This window comes from Acinetobacter sp. 8I-beige (genome assembly GCF_902505955.1).
Classification (GTDB): Bacteria; Pseudomonadota; Gammaproteobacteria; order Pseudomonadales; family Moraxellaceae; genus Acinetobacter; species Acinetobacter johnsonii.
On the sequence record NZ_LR732790.1, the window covers coordinates 498543 to 511012 of the forward strand.

Sequence of the window (12470 nt, forward strand, 5' to 3'; positions counted from 1 at the left end):
AGCTTGCCTCTGTTCGACACCCATACTCATTTTGATGTTGCCGATTTTGATACTGATCGGCAACATTTGGCCGAGCAAGCAAAACGTGTTGGGGTAGAGGCACTGGTCCTTATTGGTTTTCTTGAATCACGATTTGATGCGCTGATTCAGACACATCAGCAATTAAAAAGCTGGAAGAATGTTCCGTGCTCTTACCTTGCACCAGGTTTACATCCGTTTTATATCGAACAGCATCAGACTAAACACTTACAGCATTTAGAGCAGGTTTTGCAGCAGCAGGACTGCGTAGCTGTGGGTGAAATTGGTTTAGACACCTTTTTAAAAGAGCATAAACAGCCTGCAATTTTCGCCAAGCAGCAATCTTATTTTTCTGAACAATTAGAACTTGCTAAGCAATATCAAAAACCTGTGTTATTGCACATTCGCAAAGCACATGCAGAAAGTATTGCCATTTTAAAAGCCCAAAAATTTAAATTCGGTGGTATCGCTCATGCCTTTAGTGGTGGGGTGGAAGAAGCCAAGGCCTTGGTCAAACTCGGTTTTAAAATTGGGGTGACAGGGCAAATCACCAATCCAAATGCCAAAAAATTGCATCAAGTGGTGCAAGCACTTGGTAGTGAACATTTGGTGATTGAAACGGACTGTCCAGATATGACACCGTTGTGTTGTCAAACATCGACCGAGCATCGCACCCGCAATACACCGGTAAATTTACCTTATGTTTTGGAGAGTCTCGCACAGACACTGGATCAGTCTGAGCGGTCGTTAGCAACTCAACTCTGGCAGAACTCATTGGCTGCGTTGCATTTAAAATTTTAGAAGAATAAGACAATAATCTCGATAAAAATAAGATAACCAAAAGGGAACACATTCTTTTCTAAACAGGCTTACATTAAAGAAAGAACATCATAATAAATAAATTCGCCAATACTGGGAGGGCAACCGAATGGCCAGATATAGCAAAATCAATAGTTTCAATGCATTACAAACACTCACGGTGGGTGAAAAATCCTATCAAATTTTTAACCTCCCTCAAGCCGCCCAAACATTGGGTAATATTGATCATTTACCCAAGTCTTTAAAGGTCTTACTCGAAAATTTACTCCGTTTTGAAGATCAAAAAAGTGTAAAAGTAGAGCATATTCAAGCCCTAGTCGATTGGCAAAAAACCAGAAGCTCTGATCAGGAAATTCAATATCGGCCTGCACGTGTGTTGATGCAGGATTTCACAGGGGTTCCTGCTGTGGTTGACTTGGCTGCCATGCGTGCCGCAATGGCACAAGCGGGTGGCGATCCGAATTTGATTAATCCTTTGTCCCCTGTCGATTTGGTGATTGACCATTCCGTGATGGTCGATCATTTTGCGGATAAAGATGCCTTTGCTGAAAATGTCGAAATTGAAATGCAACGCAATGGTGAGCGTTATCAATTCCTACGCTGGGGACAATCAGCTTTTAATAACTTTAGCGTTGTCCCGCCCGGTACAGGAATTTGCCATCAAGTCAATTTAGAGTATCTGGCTCAAGCGGTATGGCTAGGGGAGGATGAGAGACAAACTTTTGCGTTCCCTGATACCTTGGTGGGAACAGATTCACATACCACCATGATCAATGGCTTAGGCGTGCTGGGCTGGGGTGTTGGCGGGATTGAAGCTGAAGCGGCGATGCTCGGGCAGCCTGTATCCATGTTGATTCCTGAAGTGATCGGTTTCAAACTCACAGGAAAACTCAATGAAGGTATTACCGCAACGGATTTGGTTTTAACCATCACACAAATGCTACGCCAAAAAGGTGTGGTTGGTAAATTTGTTGAATTCTATGGCGATGGTTTGGCCGACTTGCCTTTGGCTGACCGCGCAACTATTGCCAATATGGCCCCTGAATATGGTGCAACCTGTGGTTTCTTCCCGATTGATGATGTGACCTTGGCCTATTTAGCGTTGACAGGTCGTGAGCAACAACGGATTGATTTGGTTGAAGCGTATAGTAAAGCGCAGGGATTATGGCGAAATGCAGGTGATGAACCCGTTTTTACCGATACTTTGAGCTTGGACATGAGTACAGTGCAGGCCAGTTTGGCAGGCCCTAAACGTCCGCAAGATCGTGTTTTGCTGTCAGATGTACCTAAAACTTTTCATGACTTGATGGAACTAAATCTCAAGCCAGCCAAAGAAGCCAAAGAGCGTTTAGAAAATGAAGGTGGTGGCACAGCTGTTGAAGCTAAAAAAGCCAATCTACCGCATGAGGAGCCATCTTGCACTATTGATGGAAAGTCCTATCCATTGAATCATGGTGATGTGGTGATTTCAGCCATTACCTCATGTACCAATACCTCAAACCCAAGTGTAATGTTGGCTGCAGGACTTCTTGCCAAAAAAGCCATTGAAAAAGGCCTACAGCGTAAACCGTGGGTGAAAAGTTCGCTTGCGCCCGGTTCTAAAGTGGTGACCGATTATTTGGCTGCGGCAGGTTTAACATCGTATTTGGATGAGTTGGGTTATAACCTTGTTGGCTATGGTTGTACCACGTGTATCGGTAACTCTGGACCACTGCCTGAACCCATTGAAGAAGCCATTCAGTGCCATGATCTGAATGTTGCTTCAGTGCTTTCAGGCAACCGTAACTTTGAAGGGCGTGTGCATCCTTTGGTGAAAACCAACTGGTTGGCTTCGCCGCCTTTGGTGGTGGCTTATGGTGTGGCGGGCAATATCCGTACAGATCTGACCACGCAACCGATTGGTCTAGGCAAAGATGGGCAAGCGGTTTACTTGAAAGATATTTGGCCGAGTCAGGCTGAAATTGATCATGCGCTACAGAGCGTGAATACCGCGATGTTCCATAAAGAATATGCTGCAGTATTTGATGGTGATGCAGCATGGCAGGCGATTCAGATTCCTCAAAGTCAGACCTATGCTTGGCAAGAGAATTCAACCTATATTCGCCATCCGCCATTTTTTGAAGAGATTGGTCAGCCACCGAAACCGATTACCAATATTGAACAGGCACGTATTTTGGCTGTGCTTGGAGACTCGGTCACCACCGATCATATTTCCCCAGCGGGTAATATCAAGAAAGACAGCCCCGCTGGATGCTATTTGCAACAGCAAGGGGTTGAACCCAAAGACTTCAACTCTTACGGGTCTCGACGTGGAAACCATGAGGTGATGATGCGAGGCACTTTTGCCAATATCCGCATTAAGAATGAAATGCTCGGCGGTGAAGAAGGTGGGAACACGATCTATATTCCAACAGGAGAAACCTTGCCGATTTATGATGCTTCTATGCTTTATCAGCAGCAACATACGCCGTTAATCATTATTGCTGGGAAAGAGTATGGTACAGGCTCATCACGTGACTGGGCTGCCAAAGGCACGAACTTATTGGGGGTTAAAGCGGTGATTGCCGAAAGTTTTGAACGCATTCACCGTTCGAATCTGGTTGGTATGGGAGTATTGCCATTGCAATTTGTCGATGAACAAACGCGCCAATCCTTAAATTTGACAGGTCGTGAAGTGCTTTCGATTCATGGACTGTCGGATGATATCCAGCCGCATCAAACTTTGGAAATTCAGGTGCTTCGAGAAGATGGCAGCCAAATCCAGTTCAAAGTGTTGTGCCGTATTGATACCTTGAATGAGGTGGAATACTTTAAAGCTGGCGGCATTTTGCATTATGTACTGCGTAATTTAATTGCAGCCTAATCTCAATGAAATAAAGCCCTGTCAGTAGCAGGGCTTTATTGTTTGTAGCGATACATTCAATCCAAGGTCGTATTCAGGTAAAATGAACACGATTTTACCGATATAGATGTACGCATGACTGATCTGCAACATGATGAATATGACCGCCGTTTTGCTGGTGTAGCCAAAATTTATGGAGACGAGGCCTTTTCATATTATGAAAAAAGTCATGTGATGGTGATTGGAATTGGTGGTGTAGGTTCGTGGGCAGTAGAGGCTTTAGCACGTACAGGCATTGGCGAATTAACACTGGTTGATATGGACTCGATTGCGGCTTCGAATATTAACCGTCAACTGCCAGCCATGAGTTCAACCTTGGGACATGAAAAAATTGAAGTGATGGCCGAGCGTTGTCGATCCATCAATCCACGAATCAAAATCAATTTGATCGATGACTATTTAACCCCAGAAAACGTCAAAGAAATTTTAGAACATCGACCAGACTTAATTTTAGATTGTATTGATGACGTCAAAGCTAAATTAGCACTGATGTTGCACTGTCGTTTTAATAAGATCCCATTGATTGTTTCAGGGGGAGCGGGTGGTAAGCTCGACCCATTGAAAATCCGAGTGGCTGATTTGTCTAAAACCGAACAAGATCCCATGTTGGCAAAGCTTCGAACCCAGTTGCGTGGCATGGGGATTTGTAAAAAACCAAAAGAAAAGTTCGGCATTAGCTGTGTCTATTCGATTGATAATCCATTTTCCAGTGCAGATGTGTGTCCAAGTGCAGGCCTACGCTGTGGTGGCTATGGTTCTGCGGTGGTGATGACTTCAAGCTTTGCGATGGTGGCAGTGGCGGAAGTGCTGAAAAAATTAGATGGAATGAAAGCGAAACAATAAGACTGTTTTAGGTTTAATTGGACTGTATACATCGATATATTGATACAGTCCATAGACCACAAAAAATATTGAAATCAATAGAAAAAAGAGAAAAGAAAAATGAGCTTTTTAAAAAAATTATGGGGTTCTCAAAAACAAAAAACGCCTGCGAATGAAAATGCATATACTGCATTTTGGCAATGGTTTCAGCAGCATCAACAGCATTTTCACCACATTGTGAATCAAGGCAGTAAAACTGAAATCGAGCGAGATTTCTTTGATCAACTGATGCCTGAACTGGAAAAAGTCCATAGCGGCATCTTTTTTCTGACGGGCATGTTAACTTCACAAACAGCTGAATTAATTCTTACCCCCGATGGCATCATTCCAAATATTGTTTTTGTGGAAGAGCTGATTGCAGCTGCACCTGAGATTGCAGGGTGGAAGTTCACTGCGCTTAAACCTGAAAGCGATATTCATCAAGTCGGGATTAATATGCATGGCTATGAGTTTAGTCAGCAGACTTTGTCTTTTTATTTTAATCAGCAAGCCGAGTATCCCGATGAGATTGATCTGGTCGTGGTACATGATAAATATAATGCAGCTGAAAACGATGCGTTTTTACAGGCTGTGTATATTTTTCTCGATAACTATTTGGGCGAGTATGATGCGGTCACCAAATTGGACAATGTTTCTGTCCAGTCTAAGCAAGATGCCGAAAACGAATTGCTACCGATTCACTTGCTCAAAAACATTTTAATTTTAAAAAGTAGTGAAATTTCAAGATTAGACAAAATTACCCGTTCAAATACGGATGCCGATGAATTTGTCAGTTTGGAAGGTGAAACCAATGAAGGTGTACCGTTGCTGGCGACTTTAAATCGCACACTTTTAACATGGGATCAAAAAGCTTCGCATCCGTGGATGATGCTGATAGAAATCTCCTATGATGGTCAGCATTCAAATGGTATGCCTACGTCTACAGATTATGAACTGATGGATTTGATAGAAGATTCATTATTACAAGAGCTTAAGGATGTGGATGGCTATTTAAATATAGGTCGTGAAACGGGTAATCACTTAAGAACTATATATTTTGCGTGTAAAGAGTTTAGAAAACCATCCAAGGTCATTGATCAAGTGATTGAAAAATATAAAGGCAACTTTGAAATAGAGGTCAGTTTGTTTAAAGACAAATACTGGCGTGCTCTGAGTAAATTTACCAGTTAAGCTCTTATTTAAAAGAAGAGTTCGCCTGAAGCACTTTTAAAATATAACGGGATAAAGCAACTCCATGACTCATTTTTCTGAGCGTTTCAAACTTGATTTTAAAATAGTGGCTTTAGGGATCATTTTGAGTTGTGGCGTTGTATATGCTATTTATTCAACCGTTCGTCATTTTTATGTTTTAAAACAGGTCAATGAAGCCAAAGAAATGATGAGTGATATACAGTCATTATTGGTTTGGTCAATGCATCAGTATCATGATGATATAATGAAAGCTTGTCATTTTAAAAATATACAACAGATTGCTCAATCTGTAGAATTTCAAAATATGAATCGTATTTTAAAATTACAGGATCAAATTCGTCAGCAAAGTCAATTTGTTGAACAGATCAAAGTCAATGCTAAGCCTGATTTACACCACTGTATAACCACGGCTTATTTTAGAAAAGAACCCTTCGTCAGTGAGCTTATTACAGGAAAATATATTTCCTATCATTATGATTTTAAATCTGAAACAATCAAATGTGTTACCAATATAGACAAGCGTGCTTTAGTGAAATCTTGCATACGTGAATAACCTATTTTTGAAATACTATATTTCGATTGACTCAGCAGAGATCATGAGCAACTGAGAATTAACGTGTGGAAAGCATAATGAGTATGACCTAAGTATTGCGCTAATCAGTCTTCTAAGGATGTCAATTCGATTGGATGCTTATTTTTCCCCGTTTGTTTCTTGATAAAACCATCATAAAGATGGAGTAAAACCAAGGTGCTGAGAATACAGATTAACACCAATATTTGTTTGGATATTCCCATGATCTTTCTCATATCTAAGCTTCTTTAAGTAAAGTCTAGTTAAATTAAATGATCTAATCTAATATAGAATAAATAAGGGTTGATCTAATTTTGAGATGATAATGGCAACACTCAAGCAATTTAATTATTTGATTAAAATTGTCGAAGAGGGCGGTTTTATCGCGGCTTCTGAAAAGTTATTTATTGCTCAATCAGCTTTGAGTCGACAGATCAAGCTTTTAGAAGAGGAAGTTGGCTTTGAAATTTTTGATCGGGTTGATAAAAAAATAAAGCTGACTAAAGCGGGGCAGTTTTTCTATATTCAGCTTAAGAATAATGTACTGAATTTAGAACATATTATTAAAAACTCTAAAGATATTGCAAATGGAAAAAATCGACTCATTAAAATTGCACACTCAAGTACTATTATAATGAGCTTGGAAAAAGTCAAAGTATTTGATCAAGCCTCAAGGCATCTCGGGGTCCATTTTGAACTCAATACTTTATCTTCAGAAGATCAGGTTCTAGCGCTCAAGACGGGTAATATTGACGTCGGTTTTATTCGTCCACCTGTTTTAAATCACTTTGATGAGTTACAGGTGGCAAAGCTTTATCATGAGCCATTATATGTAGCCTTGCACCCACGTCATATTTTAGCCACAGAGAAAATTATCAAAATTCAGCAGTTAAGACATGAAAGTTTTGTCTCGACACCACATGCTGAACGAGGTGGGCTGAGTTATTTAGTTTCAAACCTTTGCCTCAATGCGGGTTTTACTCCAAAGCAAGCGCCTATCCAGTCCCGTAAAGTATCCCAACTTCAGCTGGTTGCTGCTGATATTGGGCTTTGTATTGTCCCTGAAGAATTTACAGAGATTTTGCCGGAGCAGGTGAGGCTAGTTCCTCTGGAGGCTGAAAATAGTTTGTCCGATGTGGTGATGGCGTGGCGTAAAAATGCAGATCAGGTGATACAGAAAAGTGCTGAATATTTGCTGCAGCGTTTGCAACGATGATCTGTACAGATCATCGTTGGATTCAACAGATTGGCATGGCGCAAAATTTTTGAATGATGTAAATATTCAATTGCGATTAGACCGACTGTTCTTTTAAATAATCTTCAGTGCGTTGCATTGCATCTTTAATGTTGATAATCGCATTTTCGACATCAGCAAAACTTTTTGCATTACCACCACTTAAAGCCTGACGCCACTTACGTGCACCTGGAAGATTTTGGAATAAGCCTAGAATGTGACGAGTGATAATCGACAATGGTGCCCCTTCTTGCATACGCTTTGCAATATACGGCAGCATTTGGTCGATAATTTCAAAACGATCAGGCAGATCCAAATTCCATAATTGACCAAGTTCAGCCAAAAGATAGGGATTATGATAGGCCTCACGACCAATCATCACACCATCAACATGTTTGAGATGCTCTTGCGTTTCTGCAAAGGTTTTGATTCCGCCATTAATCTCAATCAATAGATTTGGACGTTCTTGCTTTAAACGGTAGACATCTTCATAACGCAGTGGGGGAACGTCACGGTTTTCTTTCGGAGAAAGCCCCTGAAGCAAGGCAATACGTGCGTGTACGATAAAATTATTGCAGCCCGTTTTCGCAACTGTATCGACAAAATGTAGCATTTCTTCATAAGAATGCATGTCATCAATCCCGATACGGTGCTTTACCGTGACTGGAATCTCCACGGCATTTTGCATTTCAGCAATACATTCAGCGACGAGGTCAGGTTCTGCCATGAGGCAGGCCCCGATTTTATTATTTTGTACACGGTCGCTTGGACAGCCGACATTTAAATTGACTTCATCATAACCCCAGTCTTGTGCCATTTTGGTACAAGTGGCTAAGTCTTTAGGATTTGAGCCACCGAGTTGTAGCACAATCGGGTGCTCTTCATTGTTATAGTCGAGATGGCGATTTGCACCGCCAAACAGAATCGCGCCAGTGGTCACCATTTCGGTATAAAGGATGACATTCGGGTTAAATAAGCGGGCAAAGAAACGATAATCTTTGGTCGTCCAATCCATCATCGGTGCTACGCTGATTCGCGGAGATTGAGTGTTTTCAATGTTTTTGATAATAGTCATTAAAAATCATACCTTTAATCTGTGTTTCTCAACCTGCGAGAATCTGTTTTAACCTGTGTTTAGGTGGGTTAATCGGTTTGCATTTACACCAAATTTTACACCATAATCAAAGAAACAGGTTTTGGTGTAAATTATGGGGTCAATTACAGCAAGGAAAGGTGCAGATGGCAAAGTTAACTATCGTGCTGCGATTCGAGTTAATCGAAAGGGCTTTCCTACTTTCTCTGAAAGTAAAACATTTCACTCAAAGAAGTTGGCCGAAAACTGGGTTAAGAAACGAGAAGTCGAAATTCAAGAAAATCCTGATATTTTGCTTGGCAAAGAAAAGCTGATTGATCTGACCTTATCAGATGCCATAGATAAATATTTGGATGAAGTCGGGAGCGAGTACGGAAGGACGAAACGCTATTCTCTGCTCTTAATTAAGAAGCTACCAATTGCGCGCAATATTATCACAAAAATAAAATCAGTACATTTGGCCGAGCATGTTGCTTTAAGGAAGGGAGGTGTCCCTCATTTGGAACTTGAGCCTATTGCGACTAGTACACAGCAACATGAGCTTTTACATATCCGTGGTGTGCTTTCTCATGCTGCTGTTATGTGGGAAATGGATATTGATTTAAATGGTTTTGATAAGGCTACGGCTCAGTTAAGAAAAACACGCCAAATATCCTCTAGTCAAAAAAGAGACCGACTTCCTTCAACGGATGAGCTGATTGCATTGACTAAGTATTTTACAGAACGATGGAAGCTAAACCGTTATGGTTCTAAGTATCCAATGCATTTGATTATGTGGTTTGCTATTTTTTCATGCAGACGTGAAGCTGAATTAACACGACTGCATCTGCGGGATTATGATTCACATCATTCTACATGGAAAGTACATGATCTAAAGAATCCGAATGGCTCCAAAGGCAATCATAAATCATTTGATGTCCTTGATCCTTGTAAGGAAATGATTAAAAGGTTAAAGCAGTCAGAAGTTCGTGAACGGATGTTGAAGCTTGGGCATGATGAAAATTTGCTACTGCCTTTGAATCCGAAAAGTTTAGGTAAGGAGTTTAGAGAAGCATGCCGAATGTTAGGTATTGATGATTTACGATTTCATGATCTGAGACATGAAGGCTGTACACGCTTAGCAGAACAGAGCTTTACGATTCCTGAGATTCAGAAGGTCAGCTTGCATGACTCTTGGAGTAGTTTACAGCGTTATGTGTCAGTGAAGGCAAGAAGAAATACTATGCAGTTAGAAGAGGTGCTACGCCTCATCGATGAAACGTAGCAAAATCTTTTGAAGCTTCTGAATACTTACTGTCTAAAATATCTGCCAGATCTTTAATGTGCACTAAAAAAGGTGCACGTTTACTTTGATCTATTTTAAAAACTGAGAAAGGGAACTCTTGATTATTCGCCTTTCTCAGTGCTTCAGCTTTACTAAGATGAGGATAATAGTCTGCAACAATTATCATCAGTTCAATGGTCATAGAGCGATACTTCATAAATAGATAGTCTGATGTATCAATTTTCAAAACTCCCATTAATCAATTCCTTGAAAAATATTAGGTTATTTAAATTTCAGATATTTCCCGTATAGGACTTCCAGACATGGCTCAAACCATTTACCTTGTAACGGTAAAACTCTAGGGGGGCTTGGCAAGAATCAATTAAGTTTTTCCAGTGTTTACTAGCAAGACCATTACCTTGATAACAATGAATGCTTCGAATCTGAATTTGTGAGGAGTGAGTACAAAGACCTTTTTCAATACAGACTTTGTTCCAGCTGTTACTTAGAAGAGGTGCGTAATTAATATCATCACCAACCACATACATAAGAATATGAGCAGTTGGTACACCATCTAAACCTTTAACAAAACGCCATTGCATATCACATAATGTGCCTTGAAGCCCCTCAGCTCCATGGCACATTTTTAAGAATGATTTTAATACGGTGGGATAAGAGGCTTCCTTTTGTTCTAGAGTAAGGTTAACGCATAGAGTGCGATCTGGAACAAAGGGCAGTTCAATATATTCACACTTCATTTGCTTGTACTTTTTAAGCAACTTATCAGTATTAGTTTTTTGCTGATTGGTTTGAATAGCGAGTTCTTTCCTCCAAGAAGCACATTTTAAAGCACATTTATTTTTTGTGAGGGCTTCACCTATGCGATTAAATGAACCAATGAAGTAATCTTGATATGACAGATTAGGCATTTGACCGCTCCAGTAAGTAGAGTGAATGTGATTCTGGCTTTCATCAAATAAAACCTGTAAATATGGATTTATTTCACATGCTGGATTGGAAAACATATTTTGATGAGAAAGAATTCTGAGATTATTAATAAGACTTATGGCTTGTGGATTAATTTGCTTATTTATAGTTAATTTAAACTTTCCACTTTCAATAGCCTTTGCATCTTTATTCATCTCAATAAAAGCTTGTTGTTGAGAGGAGTAAAAATTTAGTGGCTGGATATTTAAGTTGCAGGGGGTATTAAAATCAAAATTGTTAATTGTGGGTAAAATCATTTGGTTCATCATTAATACCTAATAAAGTTAATTAAATCTTTAAATGCTTGCTCGACGACCTAAATGCTGGCGTATTGAGTGTGAGCGTCCTGTAGCAAAGGTGAGTTCACCCGACATACTTTTATGTACGATGAACTGGTCTTTCTTGCAGTGATAACGTATAAGGTTGAACAATTGTTCATAGGTATAATCATCACTAGAGCCGACATGCCCAACCGCAAGATCTTTGAAATGCGTTAGTTGGCTAGATAACAGTGGGATGTAGCCTTGGTCACGAAGCTTTTTATTCCATAGCTCAATAACCAGTTCTGCCATTTGAGGTGTTGTCATGTCTTTATTCGCTTCTAAGAAGAAAATGCAGTGATAGTAAAAATTATTGTCAAAGCCACGCTCTAACTTCCAAATAAAACCTTTCATACTGAGTCGTTTAGTCCTTCCTAAGGCACGCTTAAATAGATCAAAAACAGTATTCGATTCATCAATATTTCCGTCGTTAACTTTTGAGTCGACTATCAAATCTGCGCATATCACGATTAAGCTCGGATTTTCGTTTCGCAAAGTTAGTAAGTACTTTTGTGCACTTTTAATCCGACCTTCAGCACCTCTCGTATTTTGTCTGATAGATGTCTTAAATGTGTCACTCTGTATTTGTTCACTTAATTCCCTTGTGACCGTGTTGAGTAACTCAGCCAGACTTTTTTTTTCGCCGTTGTCGATTGTGATAGGTACGGCAGGTGTATTCCAGAAAGTTAAAAACTCTAAAAAATAAGGTCTGAATTTCTCTAAAACAGCCATTACACATGAATAATGAATGCATAGATATTGATCACTATTTGATTCTTGACTTAGAGTAATAATTTCCTTAAGCGGTCCAAGTACTGAGTGATCATTTGCAACCCATCTAGGAATAGCCTGTACTGGGTATGTCTTCAAGGTAAGCACAAGCCAAATTCATATTTTTAATATAGTTGACAAGATCAATACATCGAAAAATCAAAAATAATTGAGGATTTTCGGACAATAAATATTGGCGCTGCAAATCAATATCATAAGCAATCCGAGTGTCTGAAAGTCTTGCTGTATGCTGGGTTTTGTCAAACTTAGACATATCGCCAGAATCTACTTCAATTTTTTTGAAGAACTTATCTAGAGACTCAATTTTTAAAGGTAAAGGTTCAACCTTAAGCAGTATTGCTATAGCTTTTGGTTTAGAAGTTTTTAGGTTTATTACAGGTTTAATTTCTGACATATA

General features: G+C 39.8%; 12 protein-coding genes. 7 read left to right on the forward strand and 5 right to left on the reverse strand.

Features of this window, described 5'->3' with window-relative positions:
• Positions 1–3 precede the first annotated feature (3 nt).
• From GVX98_RS02410 to GVX98_RS02435, 6 genes are all read left to right on the forward strand, one after another.
• Positions 4–819 carry a TatD family hydrolase gene (locus tag GVX98_RS02410; RefSeq protein WP_171503320.1) on the forward strand — a complete coding sequence of 272 codons (816 nt, stop codon included), beginning with the start codon at positions 4–6 and terminating at the stop codon, positions 817–819.
• Between the two features lie 127 nt (positions 820–946).
• On the forward strand, positions 947–3700 hold the full coding sequence (acnA, locus tag GVX98_RS02415; protein WP_004979107.1) for an aconitate hydratase AcnA: 2754 nt from the start codon (positions 947–949) through the stop codon (positions 3698–3700).
• Positions 3701–3814: 114 nt separating this feature from the next.
• Entirely contained in the window at positions 3815–4582 is a 768-nt protein-coding gene (locus GVX98_RS02420; protein WP_159127158.1) for a ThiF family adenylyltransferase, read from the forward strand.
• Positions 4583–4681: 99 nt separating this feature from the next.
• Positions 4682–5791 carry a DUF695 domain-containing protein gene (locus tag GVX98_RS02425; RefSeq protein WP_004979111.1) on the forward strand — a complete coding sequence of 370 codons (1110 nt, stop codon included), beginning with the start codon at positions 4682–4684 and terminating at the stop codon, positions 5789–5791.
• Positions 5792–5855: 64 nt separating this feature from the next.
• Positions 5856–6365 (forward strand): hypothetical protein, encoded by a 510-nt coding sequence (locus GVX98_RS02430; protein WP_004979114.1) that lies wholly within the window; start codon positions 5856–5858, stop codon positions 6363–6365.
• Positions 6366–6708: 343 nt separating this feature from the next.
• Positions 6709–7599: a LysR family transcriptional regulator gene (locus GVX98_RS02435; protein ID WP_004979118.1), complete on the forward strand. Its 891-nt coding sequence runs from the start codon at positions 6709–6711 to the stop codon at positions 7597–7599.
• A 76-nt stretch (positions 7600–7675) separates the two neighbouring features.
• On the opposite strand, the gene dusA is transcribed toward GVX98_RS02435, so the two are convergent.
• Positions 7676–8683 carry a tRNA dihydrouridine(20/20a) synthase DusA gene (gene dusA / locus GVX98_RS02440; protein WP_171503321.1) on the reverse strand — a complete coding sequence of 336 codons (1008 nt, stop codon included), beginning with the start codon at positions 8681–8683 and terminating at the stop codon, positions 7676–7678.
• Between the two features lie 142 nt (positions 8684–8825).
• Here dusA and xerC point away from each other — a divergent pair, with 142 nt between their 5' ends.
• Positions 8826–9974 carry a tyrosine recombinase XerC gene (gene xerC, locus GVX98_RS02445; RefSeq protein ID WP_159127160.1) on the forward strand — a complete coding sequence of 383 codons (1149 nt, stop codon included), beginning with the start codon at positions 8826–8828 and terminating at the stop codon, positions 9972–9974.
• Here the strand turns inward: xerC and GVX98_RS02450 are convergent.
• The 4 genes from GVX98_RS02450 to GVX98_RS02465 all read right to left on the reverse strand — a co-directional run bounded on the left by GVX98_RS02450 (position 9958) and on the right by GVX98_RS02465 (position 12467).
• Entirely contained in the window at positions 9958–10230 is a 273-nt protein-coding gene (locus tag GVX98_RS02450) for a pyocin activator PrtN family protein (protein ID WP_159127161.1), read from the reverse strand. The genes xerC and GVX98_RS02450 overlap by 17 nt on opposite strands.
• A 37-nt stretch (positions 10231–10267) precedes the next feature.
• A complete protein-coding gene (locus tag GVX98_RS02455) occupies positions 10268–11227 on the reverse strand; it encodes a hypothetical protein (RefSeq protein ID WP_159127162.1) in 960 nt (319 codons plus the stop codon).
• A 30-nt stretch (positions 11228–11257) separates the two neighbouring features.
• Complete coding sequence (locus GVX98_RS02460; RefSeq protein ID WP_159127163.1) at positions 11258–11635, reverse strand: hypothetical protein; 378 nt, start codon at positions 11633–11635, stop codon at positions 11258–11260.
• Between the two features lie 484 nt (positions 11636–12119).
• On the reverse strand, positions 12120–12467 hold the full coding sequence (locus GVX98_RS02465) for a hypothetical protein (protein WP_159127164.1): 348 nt from the start codon (positions 12465–12467) through the stop codon (positions 12120–12122).
• Between the last annotated feature and the right edge of the window lie 3 nt (positions 12468–12470).